Raw genomic sequence first — 20,435 nt, 5'->3', positions numbered from 1 at the left:
CCGCGGGTCTCCGCACGGCCATCCGCGGCGTTGTCGTCGGGCGCGGTACTTCCAGTACCGCTTCCTCCTCCGCCTTGCAGCTGACCGCGCGGAGACCCGCGGCGGGACAGCGGTGGACGGGCCCCTCAGGGGGCCCGTTCGGCGTTTCCGGGCGGGGTCAGGCGGGGCTGTCGACGACGCCGACGAAGCGGGTGCCGATGCCGTCGTACTCGTCGCGGCGGTGACCGTCGGGGTGGTGCGGCCACTCATCAGGGGAGTGGTCCTCGCAGACGAGGAAGGTGAAGTCGGGCCACCACTTCTTGGGGCGCGCGGCCTCGGAGCGGCCGCAGACGGTGCAGTCGAGGGTGACCCAGACCGGGCGCTTGCCGGTGCGGTTCTCGCGGGACTGGACCAGCCACGGCGGCGGGTCCTGCTCCAAGGCGGCGAACTCCTCCTCCGTGAGGCGGGCGGCGAGACCGTGGCGGGCCGCCATCTCGACGGGGATGTCGAGGCGCTGAGCGGCTTCGCGTCGCGTGATCATCGGCCCACCCTAGCCCAGGGCCCGGACGCGGGACCGGGACGTCGGGCGCAGCGACGCCCGCGCCAGGAGCCACTCGAGCGGGCCCTGACCGATGTACTGGCGCCAGAGCATCGCGAAGGCGATCGAGCCGAGGGCGAAGTACAGCAGGATGTCCCAGCCGCGCCAGGCGTCGAAGTCGAACGGCTCGTAGGGGATGAGGTAGAGGGCGAGGAGGACGAGCTGCAGCGAGTAGATCGTGAGCGGCATCGCCCCGACGGCCTCGAGGGGTGCGGCGAGGCGGCGGAACACACCCGAGCGCTGCCCCAGCGCGGTCAGGAAGCCGATCGCGATCGCGGCGACTCCGCCGGCGCCGAGCAGCTCGGCCGTGGTGCTCGCGTGGGCCTCGACCGTCTCGGGGCCGCCGCGGAGCATCCCTCCGCCGTAGCCCACCAGCGCCGAGACCGCGCCGCCGATCACCAGCCAGCGCTGGGTGGTCGCCGAGCGGACGTCGCATCGGGCGACGAGGAGTCCGAGGACGACGTAGGCGAGCCACGACGGCACGGGGTAGTACTGCGTCAGCCAGGTGAGGGGCTGCCGGGCGATCAGCGCCTGGTCGGGCGTGAGCAGCGCCAGCCACGGGGTGCCGCGGAGGACGAGCTCGTCGACGACGATCGGCCCGACGACGGCGAAGACCGCCACGAGCGCGGCGAGGAGCGCTCTCGGCAGGAAGAGCAGCAGCGCGGCCACGAAGAACATCAGCCCGTAGTGCGACAGGATCACCGCGACCGGCGTCCCGAGCAGGCTGAGCGCGACGCCGATCGCGAGCAGGTACAGACCGCGCAGGAGGATCGAGGCCGTGTCGAGCCAGGGCCGGGTCGACCTCCCCGCGCCGCCGGTCATGAGGCCGATCGAGACGCCGGCGAGGACGGCGAACAGGACGGAGCTGCGCCCGTCCCACGGCATCTCGCGGCCGCTGGGGGCCAGGTGGGCGGCGAACATGCCGAGCACGGCGAGCCCCCGCGCGACGTCGAGGCCGACGATCCGGGCGGGGGAGGAGGCGGTCACGACTCCATGGTGCCAGGCGCGCCTGGATCACCGCCGGAACGACGACGGGCGCCCGACCCGGAGGTCGAGCGCCCGTGCGGACGTGGTGCCGTGACTACTCGCGGAAGATCGCGACGAGTCGCAGGATCTCGAGGTACATCCAGACGACGGTGACGAGGACGCCGTAGGCGCCCGTCCAACCGTAGATGCGCGGGGCGCGGTTGCGCACGCCCTGCTGGATGAACTCGAAGTCCATCACGAGCGAGTAGGTCGCCAGCGCGATGGCGATGAGGCCGATCACGATGCCGACGAATCCGGTGCGCAGACCGAACCCGCCGCCGACGCCGAAGAGGCCGAGGCCGAGGTTCACGAGCGAGAACACCGCGTAGCTGATCATGCCGATGAAGAAGATCTTGTTCAGCTTCGGCGAGGTGCGGATCTTGCCGTTCATGAACAGCGCCAGGGTGACGCCGATCACGATGACGGTCGCGAGGAGAGCCTGGACGACCGCTCCCTCGTACGCCGTCTCGAAGAAGCGCGAGATGCCACCGACCGCGACACCCTGGGTGAGGGCGTAGCGAGGATCAGGGCGGGGCTCGGGACCTTCTTGAAGGCGTTGACGATGCCCAGGACCAGCGCGATGAGGACGGCGGGGAGGATGAGCCCCGGCACGAACCAGCCCACGGCCGCGCCCGCCAGGAGCACGACGAACGCGAGCGCCGTCTTCGCGAGGGTGTCCTCGACGGTCATCCGGTCGGTCTCGAGCGAGCTCGCGGCCGGACGGTTGTACATCTGGTCCAGCGTGTCGGACGAGACGTCGGGGAGGTCCTGCACGCGGCCGGCGTAGCCGCGGTTGCTGAACTCCGGACGCCCGAAGGCCGGATTGCTGCTTGCCATGGTTCCTCTTCTCTCAGGTGCGCTGGTGTCCGGTGGATCAACGGAGCTGAGTCGCGGTGTGGTCGGGATGCTGTGGTGCCGCCGGGTCCTCCGAGAGGACTCCGACGATGTGTTCCACAGTATCTGAGAACAGCTCTCAGAGTCTGGCTATTCCCCACGAGGAGACCGAGTCCTCGCCCGTAGGATCGCGGCATGCCCGACCGACTCCGACCGCTCGTCATCGGCCACCGCGGTGCCAGCGGATACCGTCCCGAGCACACCCGCTCCGCCTACGACCTCGCGATCGCGCTCGGAGCCGACGCCGTCGAGCCGGATCTGGTCGCCACCCGCGACGGCGTGCTGGTCCTGCGGCACGAGAACGAGATCTCGGGCACCACCGACATCGAGCGCCGGCCCGTATTCGCCGACCGCCGCACTACGAAGCGGATCGAGGGGAAGGACGTCACCGGCTGGTTCACCGAGGACTTCACCTGGGCCGAGCTCTCCGAGCTGCGGGCGCGGGAGCGGGTGCCCGCCGTCCGTCCGTCCAGTGCCACGTTCGACGGCCAGTTCCCGCTCCTGCGCTTCTCGGATCTGCTCGCGCTCCTCGACCGGGCGGGCGAGGACTCGGCCGGCGCGCCTCCCGGCCTCGTCGCCGAGATCAAGCACGCCGACTACTTCGACTCGATCGGCCTGCCGCTGGACGTGCTGCTGGAGCAGGAGCTCGCCGCCGCCGGCTGGGGGCCGCGGGATCCGCGCCTGACCATCGAGAGCTTCGAGAAGACGGTGCTCGAGCGGCTCGGCGTGCGCGGCGTCGGGGCGAAGCGGGTGTTCCTGATCGAGGCCGCCGGCACCGCTCCCGACCTCGTGGCCGCGCACGGCGCGCATGCGACCCCCTACGCCGACTTCGTCACTCCGCAGGGCCTCCGGGGCCTCTCCTGCACCGTGGACGGGGTGAGCGTCGACAAGCGGATGCTCTTCGCCCGCGACTCGGCCGGGCGCGCGGTCGGCCCCAACGACCTGGTCGCCCACGCGCACGCCGTCGGTCTCGAGGTCTACTGCTGGACGCTCCGCCCGGAGAACCGGTTCCTCGAGAAGGCGCACCGGAGGGGCAAGGACCCGGCCGCGTTCGGCGCGTGGCAGGACGAGTTCCGGATGATCCTGGCGACGGGCCTGGACGGGGTGTTCGCCGACCATCCCGACCTGGCGCTCGAGATCGCGGCCGCCGGGGCCTGATCCACGACCTCGCGGCGCGGATGGAGGGAACCGGGAGCGTCGACTGCCATCATCGGACCCCGGCGGTCGACCCCCGCCGATCGCCCCGCATCGAGAGGAGGAGCCCCGTGTCGACCCGCGCCCGCATCACCCGCCGCTGGATCACCTCCGCCGTGCTCGCCGCTCTCGGGGTCGCCCTCGTCTACTGGATCGCGGTGCTGACGCCGCAGGGCCAGGCGGCCGAGAACTCCGGGCTCCGCGGGGCCGACCTCGTCTTCGGACGCGCGACGGGCGCGGCCGCCGGTGCGCTGGCCGACGTCACACCGGTGTCGATGATCGCGGGAGCGCTCCTGGCCGCCTCGATCGCGCTGCTGCGCCGGCGCCCCGCCCTGGCCATCGCCTCCGTCGGCTCGATCGTGCTGACGGCCGGACTCACCCAGCTGCTGAAGAACGTCGTCCTCGAGCGGCCGCTCCTCGTCGAGACCGACGCGTGGTACACCGCGGGCAGCTTCCCGAGCGGGCACACGGCCGCCGCGGTCTCGGTCGTCTTCGCGCTGGCGATGGTGCTGCCGGCGCGCGGGCGCACGGTCGTCCTGCTGCTGGGCGGCGCGGTCGTGATCATGGTCGGCAACCTCACCATGGCGGCGTCCTGGCACCGCGCGAGCGACGTGCTGGGCGCGGACCTCGTGGCGCTCACCTCCGCCTCGCTCGCCTGCGCCTGGCTCTCGACGCGGGCGCAGCTGGGCCGGGCGCCGCGCCGCAGCACGCGCCGAGGGGTGAACCGGCTGCTGGTCGTCTGCTCCGCGGTCGTGGTGGTGGTCCTCGCAGGACTCGCGGTGCAGGGCATCCAGTACTACCCCGACGACACCAAGGACCTCACGGCGTTCGCGCTGCAGCAGCTGCTCGCGGTGTCGACCTCGACGATCGCCCTCGTGGGCTTCTCGCTCGCCTGGCGCGGGCTGGACGTGGGCGGTTCGCTGACGGCGTCGACGGCCCGCCCCCGGGCGGTCTGACCCGGCCCCGGGTGTCGGAGGGTCGATCTACACTCGGAGGGACATGAGCTTCCTCTTCGATCCGAGCGATTCCCGAGCCACCCCGGTCGTCCTCGCCGCACCCGGCCGCGACGGCGCCTCCTTCAGCGATCCGGCGCACGAGCAGCTCGTCGCGGGGCTCAACCCGCAGCAGCGCGAGGCGGTCGAGTACCGCGGTGACGCGCTCCTGATCGTCGCGGGCGCCGGCTCGGGCAAGACCAGCGTGCTGACCCGCCGCATCGCGAGCCTGCTCGGCAACGGCGAGGCGTGGCCGAGCCAGATCCTCGCGATCACGTTCACCAACAAGGCGGCGGCCGAGATGCGCGAGCGCGTAGAGAAGCTCGTCGGGCAGAGCGCCGAGGGGATGTGGATCTCGACCTTCCACTCCGCCTGCGTGCGGATCCTGCGGCGCGAGGCCGAGAACTTCGGCATGACCTCCTCCTTCACCATCTACGACTCCGGCGATCAGCGAGCGCTGCTCAAGCGGATCGTGAAGGACCTCGAGGCCGACTCGCTCGGCATCACCGTCGCCAGCGCCTCCTCGAAGATCTCGAAGCTCAAGAACGAGCTCGCCGATGTCGACTCGTACGCGCGCACCGCGAACCTGAGCGATCCGAACGAGGAGATGTTCCTCCAGGTCTTCCGCGCCTACTCGCGGGCTCTCGAGAGCGCGAACGCGTTCGACTTCGACGATCTCATCGCCCAGACGGTCTACCTCTTCCGCGCCTTCCCGCACGTCGCGGCCAAGTACCAGCGGCGCTTCCGCCACGTGCTCGTCGACGAGTACCAGGACACGAACCACGCCCAGTACTCGCTGATCCACGAGCTGACCCGGCCGGTGCCGCGGGCCACGATCGACGCCGCGCAGTTCGACCGTCCGTACCGCGGCCCGGTCACGGCCGACGGGTCGATCCCCGGCGCCTCGCTGACGGTGGTCGGCGACTCCGACCAGTCGATCTACGCGTTCCGCGGCGCGGACATCCGCAACATCGTCGAGTTCGAGCGCGACTTCCCCGGCTGCCGGGTGATCCTGCTCGAGCAGAACTACCGCTCGACCCAGAACATCCTGTCGGCCGCCAACGCGGTCATCTCGAACAACTTCGACCGACGCGCCAAGAACCTCTGGTCCTCCAGCGGCGACGGCGAGAAGATCATCGGCTACACGGGCTACTCCGGGCACGATGAAGCCCAGTTCGTCGTCGACGAGATCGCGCGGCTGCACGCGGCCGGCACGGGGTACGACGAGATCGCCGTCTTCTACCGCACCAACGCGCAGACCCGTGCGCTGGAGGAGATCTTCATCCGCTCGGCGCTGCCGTACCGGATCCTCGGCGGCACGAAGTTCTACGAGCGCGCCGAGATCAAGGACGCGCTCGCGTACCTCATCACGGTCGCGAACCCGGCCGACGTGCTGGCGCTGCGGCGCATCATGAACACCCCCAAGCGCGGCATCGGCCCGGCGACGGAGGCGCAGCTGCAGTCGTTCGCCGACACCAACGGGGTCACCCTCCGCGAGTCGATGCGGAACGCCGGGTCGCTCGGGATGGGGCCGAAGGTCACGAAGGCGATCGTCGACCTCGCGACGCTGCTCGACGAGTGCGCGATGATGCTCGACCCCGGCCGCCCCGAGGGCGAGGCCAAGGTGCACGAGGTGCTCACGGCGCTCCTGACGCGCAGCGGCTACCTCGACATGCTGCGGGCGAGCCGCGATCCGCAGGACGAGGCGCGCGCCGAGAACGTCGACGAGCTCATCGCCGTGACGAAGGAGTTCGCCCGCAACAACCCCGACGGCGGCCTGGTCGACTTCCTCACCGAGGTGTCGCTCGTCGCCGCAGCGGACGACCTCGAGGACGACTCCGGCACCGTCTCGCTGATGACCCTCCACACCGCGAAGGGCCTCGAGTACGACGCCGTGTTCCTCACCGGGATCGAGGAGGACCTCCTCCCGCACCGCATCTCGGCGAACGAGCCGGGCGGTCCGGCCGAGGAGCGGCGGCTGTTCTACGTCGGTATCACCCGCGCGCGCAAGCGGCTCTACCTCTCGCTGGCGATGACGCGCGCCCAGTACGGCGAGACGTCGGTGGCCATGCCGAGCCGCTTCCTCCAGGAGATCCCCGGTGAGCTGATCCAGTGGCGGCAGTCGCCCGGCGCGGCGACGTCGCGCGGAGGCACCCAGCCGCGCGCCCTGAACGCGCAGCGCCCCGGCTTCGGCCGCTCCCGCTCGAACTCCGAGTTCCGCGAGGCGCTCGCCGCGGCGCCGAAGGCCAAGGCCGAGTTCCCCAACCGCATCACCGGGATGGTCCGCGACAACGGCGACCTCGAGCTGATCGCGGGCGACCGCATCCGGCACACCGACTTCGGCGAGGGCCGGGTGAACGCGGTCACCGGCGAGGGCTCCAAGCGCGTCGCGCACGTGCTGTTCGACCAGGTCGGCGCGAAGAAGCTGCTGATCAAGGTCGCTCCGATCGAGAAGCTGTGAGGCGCGCGGCCCCGTGAGGCCGCTCGGGCACGGGTCCCGGAGCGAGGCCGCGGCGCGGTTCGCGACCGAGGCCTTCTCGCCGGCGGTGCTCGCGGTCGTCGTGCCGATCGCGGTCGGGGCGCGGGTCGCCGATCCTCCCCTCCTGGGCGTGGGGTGGGGTGCGCTCGCTGCGCTGTTCGTCGGCGTCCTGCCGTACCTCGCGGTCCGGCTGCTGCTGCGCGCCGGGCGGATCACGGGTGATCACCACGTCCCGGAGCGACGCGAGCGCGCTCTGCCGATCGCCCTGGCGCTCGTGTCGATCGTGGTCGGCCTCGTGCTGCTCGCGGCACTCGGGGCTCCCGCCGCCGTGACCACCTTCGGCCTCGTCACCGTCGCGGTCGTCGTGGCGGTCGGAGTGGTCAACCTCGCGTGGAAGCTGTCCGGCCATGCCGCGGTCGTCGCGACCTGCGCCGTCGTGGTGCTGATCGCCTACGGACCGTGGTCGCTGCTCCTGTCGGCGCCCGTCCTGCTCTGGACCGGCTGGTCGCGCGTGCGGCTCGGCGCGCACACCCCCGCGCAGGTCGTGGCGGGCGCGGCGACCGGCGCGGCGATCGCCTCCGTGGTCTGGTCGCTGCCCGGCTGACGGTTCCCTGCTGCGAGATGCCACTGCGGTACGAGACACGCCGCGAGGGGCGTGACGGAGTGGCATCTCCCGGCGCGGTCAGGAGTAGCGGGCGACCAGCTCGCGCTTCAGCACCTTCCCGCTCGGGCCCAGCGGCAGAGCGTCGACGAACTCGATGCGGCGGGGGAACTTGAAGGCGGCGAGGTGCTCGTTCGCGAAGGCGATCAGCTCGTCGGCCCCGACCTCGGCCGACGGCGCGAGGACCACGGCGGCGACGATCTCCTGCCCGTGCTTCTCGTCCGCCACTCCGAAGACCGCCGCGTTCGCGACGGAGGGGTGGCCGATCAGCACCTCCTCCACCTCGCGCGGGTACACGTTGTAGCCGTTGCGGATGATCATGTCCTTCGTGCGGTCCAGGATGCGGACGTAGTCCTCGTCGTCCTTCGTGCCGAGATCGCCGGTGCGGAACCAGCCGTCCACGACGGCCTCGGCGCTCGCCGCCGCGTTGCCCAGGTAGCCCTTCATGAGGTTGTGGCCGCGGACGACGATCTCGCCGAGCTCGCCGCGGGGGAGCAGCTCGATCCTGTCCGCGACCTCCGGCCGGGCGACCTCGACCTCGACGCCCCAGATCGGAGTGCCGACGGTGCCGGCCCGCGGCGCGACGCCCACGTGGTTGAAGGTGGCGACGGGCGAGGTCTCGGTGAGCCCGTAGCCTCGTAGATCTCGACGCCGAACACCTCGCGGAACCGCTCGATGACCGCGAGCGGCAACGACGCTCCTCCGGAGACCGCGTAGCGCAGCGGCGGGCGGTCGGGTCGCCTGGTCGCGGCGTCGAGCAGCGCCACGTACATGGTCGGCACGCCCTCGAACACCGTGCACTCGTGCGCGATCATCGCCTCGAGAGCGGCGTCGCCGTCGAACTTCGGCACCAGCACCACCGTCGCCGCCGTGCGGAAGGCCGTGTTCATGGCGCAGACCTGCCCGAAGGTGTGGAACAGGGGCAGCGCGCCGAGCACGACGTCCCCGCGGTGCAGGTCGAAGGTGTTCATCAGCAGCACGTCCGACTGCGACACGATCGCGAAGTGCGTCCCCTCCGCTCCCTTCGGACGGCCCGTCGTGCCGCTCGTGTAGAGGATCGTCGCGGTGTCGGAGGGGTCGCGCGGGACGTAGCCGTCGATCGGGGCGGCCTCCGCGGCCAGATCCTCGAGGCGCGGGAACGGCGACGCGGTGCCGTCCGGCACCATCACGCTGAGCACGGGGACGTCGACGAGGGCGGCCCCGGCCGCTCCCTCGGGCAGCAGCGGTGCGGCGCAGATCAGCGCCGAGGCGCCGGAGTCGCGCAGCACGTACGCGATCTCGTCGTGCTTGAGCAGGGCGTGCACCGGCACGACCACCGCCCCCAGCGCGAGGACGGCGAAGTAGCCCCGCGGGAAGTCGGGCACGTTGGGCACGAGCAGCGCGACGCGATCGCCGGGCCCGATCCCGTGGGCGCGGAGGGCTCCGGCGTAGGCCCGGGTCTGGTCCCAGAGGGTGGCGTAGTCGAGGGCGAGCGGACCCACCCGGATCGCGATCGTGGTCGGCGTCCGTCGCGCCGCCTCCGCCAGGATCGCGGCGACCGAGAGGGTGCCGGTCCCGGTCGAGGCGGGCGGGGCCGCGGGAGCCTCCGCAGGTCGTGGTTCGGCGATGCTCATGTGCGCTCCCGTCGTCGTCGACAGCCGCGGCGGATGCCGGGTGGTTCACGGTAGGACCGGCGCGTGCCCCGTTCAAGGGATCCCACCGGATGCTCAGCGCGTCAGAGCGCGATGGCGGAGGATCACGAGGGGGCCGGGCACGGTCAGCGCGAGACTGTGGCTGACCGAGCCGAGCAGCAGCCGCAGGAACGCCCCGCGTCCGTGGCTGCCGACGACCAGCAGCCGCGTCTGGGCGGCGATGCCGCTCAGCTTCTCGACGGGGTTGCCGCGCACGAGCAGATGGCGGATCTCGAGATCCGGGCACGCATCGCCGAGGCCCGCCAGGGACTCGGAGAGGACGAGGTCCTCGTCCTCCTCGATCGCGTCGATCACCCGCCGCTCGACCGGGACGGAGTCGGCCCAGGCGCCCGGCAGCTGCCAGGCGTGCAGAGCGAGCAGGGGCTCGCCGAGCCGGTCGGCCTCCTTCGCCGCGAGCGTGATCGCCTCGAGGGAGACCTCGGATCCGTCGACGCCGACCGCGACTCCGCTGCGCCCCGGATCCGCCGGGCCCGGGATCAGCGCCACCGCCGACCGCGAGGCGGCCGCCACCCGGACGGCGACCGGTGCGGCCACCGAGAGTCCGCGACGGGAGAGCGGATGCGCCCCGAGCACCAGCAGGGCGCCGGCGGGCGCCGCCTCGGCGAGCACGTGCACGGGATCGCCGTCGAGCAGCCTCACCCGCACCGGCACCCCGGCGTACTCCCGCTCGGCGAGGGCCCGCGCCTCCTCGAGCACCGCGCCCGCCGCGCGGCGCTGCTCCGCCGCCGCCTCGGCGATCCGGCCGCGCGCCGGTTCGACGACGCTCACGAGCTCCGCGGGCAGGCGATGCCCCCGCGCGTAGTCGAGCGCCCAGCGCAGGGCGTCCGTGCTCCGATCCGATCCGCTGACTCCGACCACGACCGCGTCCATGCTGCGCCTCCTCATCGAGTGCTGCTCCGAGCCGCATTCTCCTCCACCGGGGGCGCCGGCGGGAGTGCTGGAGGCGGATCCGTGCTCCGCCGTAGGGTCGTGAGATGCGAGGCGAGGCGACCCTGTACACGGATGCGATCGCGACGGCTCCGTTCGCCCTCGCGATCATCGCGGAGGCGACCGGGTCGAGGGTCGTCGGGGTGCGCACCGCCGACGCGCACGTCCCTCTCTACAGCGGACCGACGAGCGCCCGGGTCTCGGTCGCGGGCTTCGGCGACAGCGTGCCGATCGCCGTCGACGTGCGCGACGAGCGGGGCGTCGAGGAGGCGCAGGCCGCCGCGCAGGCGCTGGGTCTCGAGCTCGCCGCCTACGCCGGCTGGAGCATCACGGCAGGGTTCTAGGGGGAGGACTCCCGGCGCACCTGCGCCAGGTAAAACCGGCTCGGAGACGTCCGCACCGCCGTCGGGAGCCTGCGGTAGACGGCGAAGGTGAGTCCGAGCGCCCGGTCGAAGCGCCGTTGCTGCCGCTCGCTCCAGCGGAAGCCGAACGGCTCCCGCAGCGCCGGCGGGAGGAGCCCTGCGGTGATCAGCCGCAGGTAGGGGCCGAGCGGACGCAGGTACCACGCGGCGATCGCTCCGCCGAGGAGGTCGTGCGCGACGCGGCGCGCCTCGGGCGTGACGTGCAGGCGCTCCACCTGCTCGTCCCAGTAGGCGTCGAAGGCTGCGCGGTCGGCGGGCCACGCCGCGTCCGTCATCTGCAGGGAGGTGCCGACCACGCGCGAGCGGTCGACCAGGTCGTCCGCCTGCTCCCTGGTCATCGGCCCGAACGCGCCCTCGTAGAGCTGCAGCATCGACTGCGTGAGGGTCGCGGCGACCCAGCGCTGCAGCTCGGGATCGAAGGCGCTGTAGCCGGGGCCCCGGACCGGGCCGTGCGCCCGGTTCACCCGGCGGCGCACCGCGCGGACGTCGTCGGGGGAGCCGTAGTGCAGCGCGTAGAGGTAGGAGAGGGTGCCGTGCAGGCGTCCGAGCGCCCGGTGCACGAAGTCGGAGTGCTCGGCCACGCCGGCGCCGACCGCGGGGTGCGCGATCTGCAGCAGGATCGCCCGGGCGCCGGCGATCAGGAAGACGCCCTCGCGGAACACGTCGCGCTGCACTCGGGAGCGGCGACGGAGCAGGGGCATGCGACCACGCTACGCGGCGAAGGAAGCGCTCCGTGCGTGCGGAGTAGAGTTGTCGCGGCCCAGGACTGTGCCGAGACTCCGGCGCAGACGGGCCGCATCGGACTCGAAACGCAAGCGCGCTCGGCGCGGAATGGGAATGCAGCGTGGATCTCTTCGAATACCAGGCCCGTGATCTGTTCGAGAAGTACGGCGTCCCCGTGCTCCCCGGCATCGTCGCCGACACGCCCGAGGAGGTGCGCGCCGCGGCCGAGAAGCTCGGCGGCGTGACCGTCGTCAAGGCGCAGGTGAAGATCGGCGGACGCGGCAAGGCCGGCGGAGTCAAGGTCGCCAAGACCGCCGACGACGCCGAGGAGGCCGCGAAGTCGATCCTCGGCCTCGACATCAAGGGCCACGTCGTCAAGCGCGTCATGGTCGCCGGCGGCGCCCGCATCGCGCAGGAGTTCTACTTCTCGGTGCTGCTGGACCGGGCGAACCGCTCCTACCTCTCGCTCACCTCCTACGAGGGCGGGATGGAGATCGAGCAGCTCGCCGTCGAGCGCCCCGAGGCGCTCGCGCGCGTCGAGGTCGTCGCCGGCCAGGGCATCGACCTCGCCAAGGCCGAGGAGATCGCCCGCGCGGCGAAGTTCCCCGAGGAGCTGATCGGCAAGGTCGCCCCGGTCCTCGTGAAGCTGTACGACGTCTACACCGGCGAGGACGCGACCCTCGTCGAGGTGAACCCGCTCGTCCTCACCGAGGAGGGCGACATCGTCGCGCTCGACGGCAAGGTCTCGCTCGACGAGAACGCCGGCTTCCGCCACCCCGAGCACGCCGCGCTCGAGGACAAGGACGCCGCCGACCCGCTCGAGGCGAAGGCCAAGGAGAACGACCTCAACTACGTGAAGCTCGACGGCGAGGTCGGCATCATCGGCAACGGCGCGGGACTCGTCATGTCGACCCTCGACGTGGTCGCCTACGCGGGCGAGCGCCACGGCGGCGTCAAGCCCGCCAACTTCCTCGACATCGGCGGCGGAGCGTCCGCCCAGGTCATGGCGAACGGCCTCGACGTGATCCTCGGCGACGAGCAGGTCAAGAGCGTCTTCGTCAACGTCTTCGGCGGCATCACCGCGTGCGACGCCGTCGCCAACGGCATCCTGCAGGCGCTCGAGATCCTCGGCGACACCGCGACCAAGCCGCTCGTCGTCCGCCTGGACGGCAACAAGGTGGAGGAGGGCCGCGCGATCCTGCAGGCCGCCGCCAACCCGCTCATCACGCTCGCCGCGACCATGGACGAGGGCGCCGACAAGGCCGCCGAACTCGCCGCCGCGTAACGGACCCGACGACTCAAGGAATCAGAGAACAAGCATGTCGATCTTCCTCACCAAGGACTCCAAGGTCATCGTCCAGGGCATCACCGGCGGCGAGGGCACCAAGCACACCGCGCTGATGCTGAAGGCCGGGACCAACATCGTCGGCGGCGTCAACGCGCGCAAGGCCGGCACGACCGTCACCCACGGCGACGTCGAGCTGCCCGTCTTCGGCACCGTCAAGGAGGCCATCGAGGCCACCGGCGCCGACGTCTCCATCGCGTTCGTCCCACCCGCCTTCTCGAAGGACGCCGTCATCGAGGCGATCGACGCCGAGATCGGCCTCCTCGTCGTCATCACCGAGGGCATCCCGGTGCAGGACTCGGCCGAGTTCTGGGCGTACGCGCAGGAGAAGGGCAACAAGACCCGCATCATCGGCCCGAACTGCCCCGGCATCATCACGCCCGGCGAGTCGCTCGTGGGCATCACCCCCGCGACGATCACGGGCAAGGGCCCCATCGGCCTCGTCTCGAAGTCGGGCACCCTGACCTACCAGATGATGTACGAGCTGCGGGACCTCGGCTTCTCGACCGCCATCGGCATCGGCGGCGACCCGATCATCGGCACGACGCACATCGATGCGCTCGCCGCGTTCGAGGCCGACCCCGAGACCAAGGCGATCGTGATGATCGGCGAGATCGGCGGCGACGCCGAGGAGCGCGCGGCCGACTTCATCAAGGCCAACGTCACCAAGCCTGTCGTCGGCTACGTGGCGGGCTTCACGGCTCCCGAGGGCAAGACGATGGGCCACGCCGGCGCGATCGTCTCGGGCTCCGCGGGCACCGCGCAGGCCAAGAAGGAGGCCCTCGAGGCCGCGGGCGTGAAGGTCGGCAAGACGCCGTCCGAGACCGCCGCGCTGCTGCGCGAGGTCTACGCCTCGCTCTAGCCTCCACAGGCGCGTCCGAACGGGCGGGATCCACTGCTCAGGCAGCGATCCCGCCCGTTCGCGCGTTCCGGAGTACCGTCGCGGTGTGACCCGCAGACCCGGCCTCGACTTCCTCACCTTCGTCCCGTACCCGGAGGGGCCCGAGAAGCCGGGCGACGCCGCGCGCAGCCTCGAGGACGGGCTCGCCCTCTTCGAGCTCGCCGAGGAGCTCGGCTACGGCACCGGCTGGGTGCGGGTGCGCCACTTCGAGCGCTTCCTGGCCTCTCCGATGACCTTCTTCGCGGCCGCCTCGCAGCGCACGCGGCGCCTCCGCCTGGGCACCGCCGTCATCGGCGCACGGTACGAGGCGCCGATCCGCCTCGCCGAGGACGCCGCGACCGTCGACCTCCTGTCGGGCGGCCGTCTCGACCTGGGTGTCAGCAGCGGATTCGCGCACCTCGCGTCGGTCTTCGACGGCGTCTTCGGACAGGGCGAGGGCGAGTTCCGCGCCGAGGCGCAGGAGCGGATCCGTCGGCTGCGGGAGGCCCTGTCCGGCGAGGTGCTCGGGATCGCGGAGTCGGCGCTGATGTCGGTACCGGTCGGCGATCCGCTGATCCAGCATCCGCACGCCCCGGGACTCGCCGACCGGATCTGGTACGGCGCCGGCACGGTCTCCTCCGCGGTGCGCGCCGGCGAGCAGGGCATGCACCTGCAGGTCTCGACCCTCAACACCGAGGAGACTGGACTGCCGTTCGCCGAGCAGCAGGCGGTGCAGATCCGCGCCTACCGGGAGGCGTTCCGCGCCGCGCATCCGGAGCGGACGTCGAGGGTCACCGCCGGGCGCATCGTCCTGCCCCTCCTGGACGACGCCGACGAGCGCGCGCACCGCCCCTTCATCGACGGCTACCTCGCGCGGATGAACGACGACGGCACTCCGCGCACCGCCGACCGCTCGATCATCGCGGCCCCCATGCGCTTCAGCCCGCTGCACGTCGGCTCGCCGGAGGAGATCGTCGCGTCGCTCGCCGCCGATCCGGCCCTCGCGGAGGCGGACGCGCTGACGGTGACTCTCCCGGCGGTGGGCGGCGTGGAGTCGCACCGCCGGATCCTGCGAACCGTGGCCGAGCGGATCGCGCCCGAGCTGGGCTGGGCCCCCGAGCGCTAGCCGGCGGGACGCCGTCGATCGCGCCGGCCGCGCTCCGGGCGCTGCAGCAGCAGGACCAGCAGCCGCAGATCCTCCGAGCCGGGCGACCGGAGCGCGCGGCATCGCATCGACCGGGCCCGAGGGCGTGGGGACGCGCGCGGCGCCGCAGCCGGACCCCGACCCGCCGGTAGGCTCGTCGCGCCTATGAACCGGATCACCGTCGCCCTCCTCGCCGCCTTCGACGCCGCGCTCTCGGCTCTCCTCGGAATCGCGATCCCGCTCGTCCCGCTCACCGTGCTGTGGGCCGTGCAGTACGACACGGCCGTCGACTGGGCCGTGTTCTGGCGCCTGGCGGCCGACTCCTGGCTGATGGGCCACGGCGCCGACCTGCGGGCGAGCCTCGCTCCCGAGTCGGCTCTCGCTCTGGGGCTGCCGGGCGGGGCGGACGCCTTCACCGTCACGATCGCGCCCCTCGCCTTCGCCGTGCTCGCGATCCTCCTCGGCGCCCGCACCGGCCGGCGGGCGCAGGAGTCGCCGTTCCGCTTCATCGGATTCACGGTGGCGATCGCGACCTACCTCGCGATCGCCTTCCTGGTGACGCTGGGCTCCGCCACCGAGGCCGCGACGATCGCCCCGGTGCAGGGCACGGTGCTGCCGCCGCTCGTCTTCGGCCTCGGCGTCGCGATCGGCGCGGTCCTGCACTCCTCCCGCAGCGGCGAGAGGGACCGCCTCGGCGAGCTCGTCTCGGACGCGGCGGCCCGGCTGCCGGATCCCGCACTCCCGCTGGTGCTCGCATCGCTGCGAGCGGGAGCGCTGGCGGCGGCCGGCGTCGTCGGTGCGGCCGCGGTACTCGTCGCCGTGCTCCTCGTCGTCGGGTACACGTCGGTCGTCGCGCTCTACGAGGGCCTGGGCTCGGAGGCGCTCGGCGGCCTGGTGCTGACGCTCGGGCAGCTCGCCTTCGTGCCCGACCTCGTGATCTGGGCGGCGAGCTGGCTGATCGGGCCGGGCTTCGCCCTCGGCGCGGGCTCGTCGGTCGGACCCGCGGGGACCCTGCTCGGTCCCGTGCCGTCGATCCCGTTCCTCGGCGCCCTGCCGCAGGGAGACCTGCCGTTCGGGTTCCTCGGACTCCTCGTCCCGATCCTCGCCGGGTTCCTCGCGGGGTGGCGCGTCCGCCGCCCGCTGATCGAGGCGCTCGACGGTCGACCGCTGCTGCGCTGGGGGGCCGTCGCGGCGGCCGGCACCGGAGTGGTCGGAGGCGTCGTCCTCGGGCTGCTCGCCTGGGCGGCGGCGGGCTCCGCGGGCCCGGGGCGACTCGCGGAGGTGGGTCCGGATCCACTCGTCGTCGGCGCGATCGCCGCACTCGAGCTCGCTCTCGCCGCCGGACTCGGCCTCGCCGCGGGCAAGCCCTCGCGCGACTGAGCGCGGTGGTCCCGGGCGGAGGCCTCCCCCTAGACTTGCGCAGTGCTGAAGCTCGTCGTACTGATCTCCGGCGGCGGTTCCAACCTCCGCGCCCTCCTGGAGGCGTCCCGGGACGACCGCTTCCCGGCGCGCGTGGTCGCCGTCGGCAGCGACACCGACGCCGAGGGGCTGCGGCACGCCGAGGCGTTCGACGTCCCGTCCTTCACCGTCACCCCGCACTCCTTCGCCTCCCGTGACGCGTGGGGCGAGGAGCTGCTCGCGAGCATCCGCGAGTGGGAGCCGGACCTGGTGGTGTGCGCGGGATTCATGCGGATCCTCCCTCCCGTCGTCGTCGACGCCCTCAGCCCCCGGATGATCAACACCCACCCCGCCCTGCTCCCGCTGTTCCCCGGCGCCCACGCCGTCCGCGACGCGCTCGCGGCCGGCGCGACCGAGACCGGGGTCACCGTGCACGTGATCGACACCGGCGTCGACACCGGCCCCGTGATCGCCCAGGAGAGCCTCGCCGTGCTCCCCGGCGAGAGCGAGCACGCTCTGCACGAGCGCATCAAGACCATCGAGCGACGCCTGCTGGTGCAGACGGTGCTCGACATCGCCCACGGAACCGTCGATCTCGAGGAGCTCGCCCGAGCATGAGCATCACCGCCCACGACCCCAGCAGCTACGACGACCGCGACGTCGTCCCCGTCCGCCGAGCACTGATCTCGGTCAGCGACAAGACCGGGCTCCTCGAGCTCGCGGCGGCGCTCGCCGCCTCCGGTGTCGAGCTCGTCTCGACCGGATCGACGGCCGCCACGATCCGCGACGCGGGCCACGACGTGACCGACGTCTCCTCGGTCACCGGCTTCCCGGAGTCGCTCGACGGCCGCGTGAAGACGCTGCACCCCGCCGTGCACGCCGGGATCCTCGCCGATGTCCGCCTCGCCTCGCACCGCGAGCAGCTCGAGCAGCTCGACATCGCCGCGTTCGAGCTCGTCGTCGTCAACCTGTACCCGTTCCGCGAGACGGTCGCCGGCGGAGCGGACCCCGCGACCGTCGTCGAGAACATCGACATCGGCGGCCCGGCGCTCGTCCGCGCCTCGGCCAAGAACCACGCGAACGTCGCGATCGTCGTCGACCCGGCCGACTACTCCGGAGTGATCGCCGCCCTCGCCGACGGCGGCACCACCCTCGCCGCCCGCCGCACCCTCGCGGCCCGCGCCTTCGCGCACACCGCCTCGTACGACTCCGCCGTCGCCGCCTGGTTCGCCGGGCAGGAGGGCGACGGCTCCGGCTTCGGCGGCGCCGTCGAGATCCGCGGCACCCTGAAGCAGGTCCTCCGCTACGGCGAGAACTCGCACCAGAAGGCCGCTCTCTACGTCTCGCCCGACGGCACCGGCATCGCCCAGGCCGAGCAGCTGCACGGCAAGGAGATGTCGTACAACAACTTCGTCGACGCCGACGCGGCCGTCCGCGCCGCCTACGACTTCGTCCTCCCCGCTGTCGCGATCATCAAGCACGCGAACCCCTGCGGCATCGCGATCGCGAGCACGAAGGCCCTGGACCCCATCGCCTCCGCGCACCGCCGCGCCCACGAGTGCGACCCGGTGTCGGCCTTCGGAGGCGTCATCGCCGCGAACCGGCCTGTCACCCTCGCCATGGCCGAGACGGTCAAGGAGATCTTCACCGAGGTGCTGGTCGCCCCCGCCTTCGAGCCCGAAGCCCTCGAGGTGCTGAAGACGAAGAAGAACCTGCGGCTGCTGCAGCTGCCGTCCTTCTACGCCCCCGTCGAGACCGAGTTCAAGCAGATCTCGGGCGGCGTCCTGATCCAGGAGCCCGACCGCTTCACCGGCGGACCCGGCGAGGTCAGCTCCGGCTGGGAGCTCGTCGCCGGCGAGGCCGCCGACGCCGACACGCTCCTCGACCTCGAGTTCGCCTGGAAGGCTGCCGCGCCGTGAAGTCCAACGCGATCCTCCTCGCCAAGGGCGGCGCCTCCGTCGGCGTCGGCATGGGCCAGGTCAACCGCGTCGACTCCTGCCACCTCGCGGTCACCCGCGCCGGCGACCGCGCCCCCGGCTCCGTCGCCGCCTCCGACGCGTTCTTCCCCTTCGCCGACGGCCTCGAGGTCCTCCTCGCCGCCGGAGTGAAGGCCGTGGTCCAGCCCGGCGGATCCGTGCGCGACGCCGAGGTCATCGACGCGGCGAAGCGCGCCGGGATCACGATGTACACGACGGGGGAGCGGCACTTCTTCCACTGAGCGCTTCGCGCTCAGTGGGTGTTTTCTTCCACGCCGCTCCTCGCGCGGCGTGGCGCGGTCGGGTTCGCGACGGGGTGCGTTCCAGGGAGCGGGGTGCGTCGCCCGCCGCGTGAATCGCTGGCACGCGATTCCCGCTGAGTGGGCTCGCCCTTCGGGCATCGACTTGTCGGGATCACCGCGGTCGGGGCCTACCGGGACGTCGGGGGTGCCTCGCCCTGCGGGCGTCGAGTTGTCGTGTCCTCGCCCTGCGGGCGTCGAGTTGTCGTGTGCTCGCCCTGCGGGCGTCGACGTGACATGTACTCGGCCTGCGGGCGTCGAGTCCTGTGGGCGGCCGGCGTTGCTGTCGGGAGCCCGGAGTGGTCGCGGTCCGGGCGGTGGGTGGAGGGCGTTCCGAGTCGGGTCGGGGGCGGGAGCGAGTGGTCGTGATCCGGTGCTCGGGCAGGGGATGGGGCCCGGTGAGCGGCCGGTCGGGAGGTGCGGGCACGGCGGTGCTTCGTGGGGGAGACGGGGGACGGTGCTGCGAGTCGCGTCGGCGTGGCTGAGAGGGGGCGAGGGGGCGGTCGGGGAGGAGTGGAGGAGACCGCGTAGGGTCGGCGGATGCCTACCGACTCGACACCCGCCTCCTCGACCGCCCCCTCGCTCGGACGGAGGGTGCTGCCGGCGGTCGCCGCGGCGGCGGCCACGGCGGTCGCGGCGCACAGCGCGAACCTGCTCGCGTTCTTCGTCGGCAACCAGCTGCAGCCCTCGTCGCTGGCGCAGGTGAACGCCTACTTCCTGCTCTCGACCGTCCTGGCCTTCGTGGTGCTGGCGGTCCTGGCCGTCGCCGGACTGCTCGCACGCCGGTGGACCGCGGCGCTCGCGGGACTGCTCGCGGGAGTCGTCGGGGGGCTGTCCGGCACGCTCGTGCAGGCGTCCGCGAGCGGCGCCCCGATCGACGGGACCGTCTGGATGTCGATCCTGGCGACGCTGGGCGGCCTGAACCTCCTCTTCGTGGTGGCGTTCACCCTCGCCGCCGCGACCCTCGGTCGCCGGGTCCTGCGGGCGCAGGCGCCGCGACGGGAGGAGCGGGAGGCGCCCGCGCGCCGCATCGCGATCATCCGCCAGCCGACACCGGACCTCGGCGACGGAGAGCTCACCCACCTCGAGCGCGTGCCCGTCGTCCAGGTCGCGGCCGAGGCGCAGTGGGAGGAGTACGTCGACGCCCTCGAGGCCGCCGGATGGGAGACGGTCCAGGCCGCCACGGCGCCGGGCCACCCCGATTCCGTCTTCGTCGAGGACGCGGTGGTCGTGTTCGGCTCGCACGCCGTCCTCGCCCGCTCGGGTGCCGAGTCGCGCCGGGGCGAGAGCGCCGGTGCCGAGGAGGCGGCGCGCGCCCTCGACCTCACCGTGCACCGCCTGGAGGCGCCCGCCACCCTCGACGGCGGCGACGTGCTGAAGATCGGCCGCACCGTCTACGTGGGCCGCGGCGGTCGGACGAACGCCGAGGGCGTCGCGGCGCTGCGCTCGATCCTCCGCCCGCTGGGCTGGACGGTGGTCGCGGTGCCGCTCACGAAGGCGCTGCACCTCAAGAGCGCGGTCACGGCGCTCCCGGACGGCACCGTCATCGGCTGGGAACCGGTCGTCGACGAGCCGCGGCTCTTCCCCTCCTTCCTTCCCATGCCGGAGGAGCCCGGCGCGCACGTCTCGTGCTCGACGACGACACCCTGCTGATGGCGGCGTCGGCGCCCCGCAGCGCCGAGCTCCTCCGCGGGCTCGGCTACACCGTCGTCGCGGTCGACATCTCGGAGTTCGAGAAGCTGGAGGGCTGCGTGACCTGCCTCTCCGTCCGCGTCCGCTGACCGCAGGCGCGAACGGGGGATCCGCG

General features: G+C 72.5%; 16 protein-coding genes and 3 pseudogenes. 13 read left to right on the top strand and 6 right to left on the bottom strand.

From position 1 onward, the window contains the following. Positions 1-157: 157 nt before the first annotated feature. The 3 genes and pseudogenes from B0T42_RS11590 to B0T42_RS11580 form a co-directional block, all read right to left on the bottom strand. Positions 158-520 carry a DUF5997 family protein gene (locus B0T42_RS11590; protein ID WP_077223282.1) on the bottom strand — a complete coding sequence of 121 codons (363 nt, stop codon included), beginning with the start codon at positions 518-520 and terminating at the stop codon, positions 158-160. Positions 521-529: 9 nt separating this feature from the next. Continuing rightward, positions 530-1,564, bottom strand: a complete 1,035-nt coding sequence (locus B0T42_RS11585; protein WP_077223281.1) for a DUF418 domain-containing protein — start codon at positions 1,562-1,564, stop codon at positions 530-532. Positions 1,565-1,658: 94 nt separating this feature from the next. Beyond that, positions 1,659-2,440 (bottom strand): annotated as a pseudogene (locus B0T42_RS11580) (Bax inhibitor-1/YccA family protein). A 192-nt stretch (positions 2,441-2,632) separates the two neighbouring features. Between B0T42_RS11580 and B0T42_RS11575 the strand changes: the two are divergent. The 4 genes from B0T42_RS11575 to B0T42_RS11560 all read left to right on the top strand — a co-directional run bounded on the left by B0T42_RS11575 (position 2,633) and on the right by B0T42_RS11560 (position 7,766). Further along, on the top strand, positions 2,633-3,655 hold the full coding sequence (locus B0T42_RS11575) for a glycerophosphodiester phosphodiesterase family protein (RefSeq protein ID WP_077223280.1): 1,023 nt from the start codon (positions 2,633-2,635) through the stop codon (positions 3,653-3,655). 107 nt (positions 3,656-3,762) lie between these two features. Beyond that, positions 3,763-4,647: a phosphatase PAP2 family protein gene (locus B0T42_RS11570; RefSeq protein ID WP_077223279.1), complete on the top strand. Its 885-nt coding sequence runs from the start codon at positions 3,763-3,765 to the stop codon at positions 4,645-4,647. A 43-nt stretch (positions 4,648-4,690) separates the two neighbouring features. Beyond that, a complete protein-coding gene (locus B0T42_RS11565; protein WP_077223278.1) occupies positions 4,691-7,144 on the top strand; it encodes an ATP-dependent helicase in 2,454 nt (817 codons plus the stop codon). Positions 7,145-7,157: 13 nt separating this feature from the next. Continuing rightward, positions 7,158-7,766, top strand: coding sequence for a phosphatase PAP2 family protein (locus tag B0T42_RS11560; RefSeq protein ID WP_077223277.1), 609 nt, complete (start codon positions 7,158-7,160; stop codon positions 7,764-7,766). Positions 7,767-7,844: 78 nt separating this feature from the next. Here B0T42_RS11560 and B0T42_RS11555 read toward each other — a convergent pair. Together B0T42_RS11555 and B0T42_RS11550 are read right to left on the bottom strand one after the other, a co-directional pair. Beyond that, a pseudogene (locus B0T42_RS11555) lies at positions 7,845-9,436 on the bottom strand (long-chain-fatty-acid--CoA ligase). A gap of 93 nt (positions 9,437-9,529) precedes the next feature. Further along, on the bottom strand, positions 9,530-10,384 hold the full coding sequence (locus tag B0T42_RS11550; protein WP_158078108.1) for a universal stress protein: 855 nt from the start codon (positions 10,382-10,384) through the stop codon (positions 9,530-9,532). A gap of 104 nt (positions 10,385-10,488) precedes the next feature. Between B0T42_RS11550 and B0T42_RS11545 the strand changes: the two genes are divergently transcribed. After that, positions 10,489-10,785: a hypothetical protein gene (locus tag B0T42_RS11545; RefSeq protein ID WP_077223275.1), complete on the top strand. Its 297-nt coding sequence runs from the start codon at positions 10,489-10,491 to the stop codon at positions 10,783-10,785. Here B0T42_RS11545 and B0T42_RS11540 read toward each other — a convergent pair. Then, positions 10,782-11,564 carry an oxygenase MpaB family protein gene (locus B0T42_RS11540; RefSeq protein WP_077223274.1) on the bottom strand — a complete coding sequence of 261 codons (783 nt, stop codon included), beginning with the start codon at positions 11,562-11,564 and terminating at the stop codon, positions 10,782-10,784. The two genes, B0T42_RS11545 and B0T42_RS11540, sit on opposite strands and share 4 nt — an antisense overlap. A 143-nt stretch (positions 11,565-11,707) precedes the next feature. On the opposite strand from B0T42_RS11540, the gene sucC reads away from it, so the two are divergent. From sucC to B0T42_RS22325, 8 genes and pseudogenes are all read left to right on the top strand, one after another. Further along, a complete protein-coding gene (sucC, locus tag B0T42_RS11535) occupies positions 11,708-12,871 on the top strand; it encodes an ADP-forming succinate--CoA ligase subunit beta (RefSeq protein ID WP_055787504.1) in 1,164 nt (387 codons plus the stop codon). 34 nt (positions 12,872-12,905) lie between these two features. Further along, positions 12,906-13,793: a succinate--CoA ligase subunit alpha gene (gene sucD / locus B0T42_RS11530; RefSeq protein WP_055787509.1), complete on the top strand. Its 888-nt coding sequence runs from the start codon at positions 12,906-12,908 to the stop codon at positions 13,791-13,793. An 85-nt stretch (positions 13,794-13,878) separates the two neighbouring features. Next, a complete protein-coding gene (locus tag B0T42_RS11525; protein ID WP_158078107.1) occupies positions 13,879-14,937 on the top strand; it encodes an LLM class flavin-dependent oxidoreductase in 1,059 nt (352 codons plus the stop codon). A gap of 183 nt (positions 14,938-15,120) precedes the next feature. After that, positions 15,121-16,335 carry a cell division protein PerM gene (locus B0T42_RS11520; protein WP_077223272.1) on the top strand — a complete coding sequence of 405 codons (1,215 nt, stop codon included), beginning with the start codon at positions 15,121-15,123 and terminating at the stop codon, positions 16,333-16,335. A gap of 42 nt (positions 16,336-16,377) precedes the next feature. Continuing rightward, positions 16,378-16,971, top strand: a complete 594-nt coding sequence (gene purN / locus B0T42_RS11515) for a phosphoribosylglycinamide formyltransferase (protein ID WP_077223271.1) — start codon at positions 16,378-16,380, stop codon at positions 16,969-16,971. Continuing rightward, a pseudogene (gene purH, locus B0T42_RS11510) lies at positions 16,968-18,571 on the top strand (bifunctional phosphoribosylaminoimidazolecarboxamide formyltransferase/IMP cyclohydrolase). The gene purN and the pseudogene purH overlap by 4 nt, the downstream one beginning before the upstream one ends. Before the next feature lie 597 nt (positions 18,572-19,168). Continuing rightward, positions 19,169-20,281, top strand: a complete 1,113-nt coding sequence (locus tag B0T42_RS11505) for a dimethylarginine dimethylaminohydrolase family protein (RefSeq protein ID WP_342418237.1) — start codon at positions 19,169-19,171, stop codon at positions 20,279-20,281. Continuing rightward, positions 20,257-20,409, top strand: a complete 153-nt coding sequence (locus tag B0T42_RS22325) for a hypothetical protein (protein WP_342418236.1) — start codon at positions 20,257-20,259, stop codon at positions 20,407-20,409. The genes B0T42_RS11505 and B0T42_RS22325 overlap by 25 nt, the downstream gene beginning before the upstream one ends. The last annotated feature ends 26 nt before the right edge of the window (positions 20,410-20,435 follow it).

Origin of the sequence: Rathayibacter rhapontici (assembly GCF_001995175.1) — a bacterium.
Classification (GTDB): domain Bacteria; phylum Actinomycetota; class Actinomycetes; order Actinomycetales; family Microbacteriaceae; genus Rathayibacter.
This window is presented reverse-complemented; position numbering and strand designations above follow the sequence as displayed.

Excerpts from the sequence above, each read along its gene's own strand:
- B0T42_RS11590 (WP_077223282.1), bottom strand. The coding sequence starts at position 520 with ATGATCACGCGACGCGAAGCCGCTCAGCGCCTCGACATCCCCGTCGAG.
- B0T42_RS11540 (WP_077223274.1), bottom strand. The coding sequence starts at position 11,564 with ATGCCCCTGCTCCGTCGCCGCTCCCGAGTGCAGCGCGACGTGTTCCGC.
- B0T42_RS11550 (WP_158078108.1), bottom strand. The coding sequence starts at position 10,384 with ATGGACGCGGTCGTGGTCGGAGTCAGCGGATCGGATCGGAGCACGGAC.
- sucD (WP_055787509.1), top strand. The coding sequence starts at position 12,906 with ATGTCGATCTTCCTCACCAAGGACTCCAAGGTCATCGTCCAGGGCATC.
- B0T42_RS11520 (WP_077223272.1), top strand. The coding sequence starts at position 15,121 with ATGAACCGGATCACCGTCGCCCTCCTCGCCGCCTTCGACGCCGCGCTC.
- B0T42_RS11575 (WP_077223280.1), top strand. The coding sequence starts at position 2,633 with ATGCCCGACCGACTCCGACCGCTCGTCATCGGCCACCGCGGTGCCAGC.
- B0T42_RS11565 (WP_077223278.1), top strand. The coding sequence starts at position 4,691 with ATGAGCTTCCTCTTCGATCCGAGCGATTCCCGAGCCACCCCGGTCGTC.
- B0T42_RS11505 (WP_342418237.1), top strand. The coding sequence starts at position 19,169 with ATGCCTACCGACTCGACACCCGCCTCCTCGACCGCCCCCTCGCTCGGA.
- B0T42_RS11545 (WP_077223275.1), top strand. The coding sequence starts at position 10,489 with ATGCGAGGCGAGGCGACCCTGTACACGGATGCGATCGCGACGGCTCCG.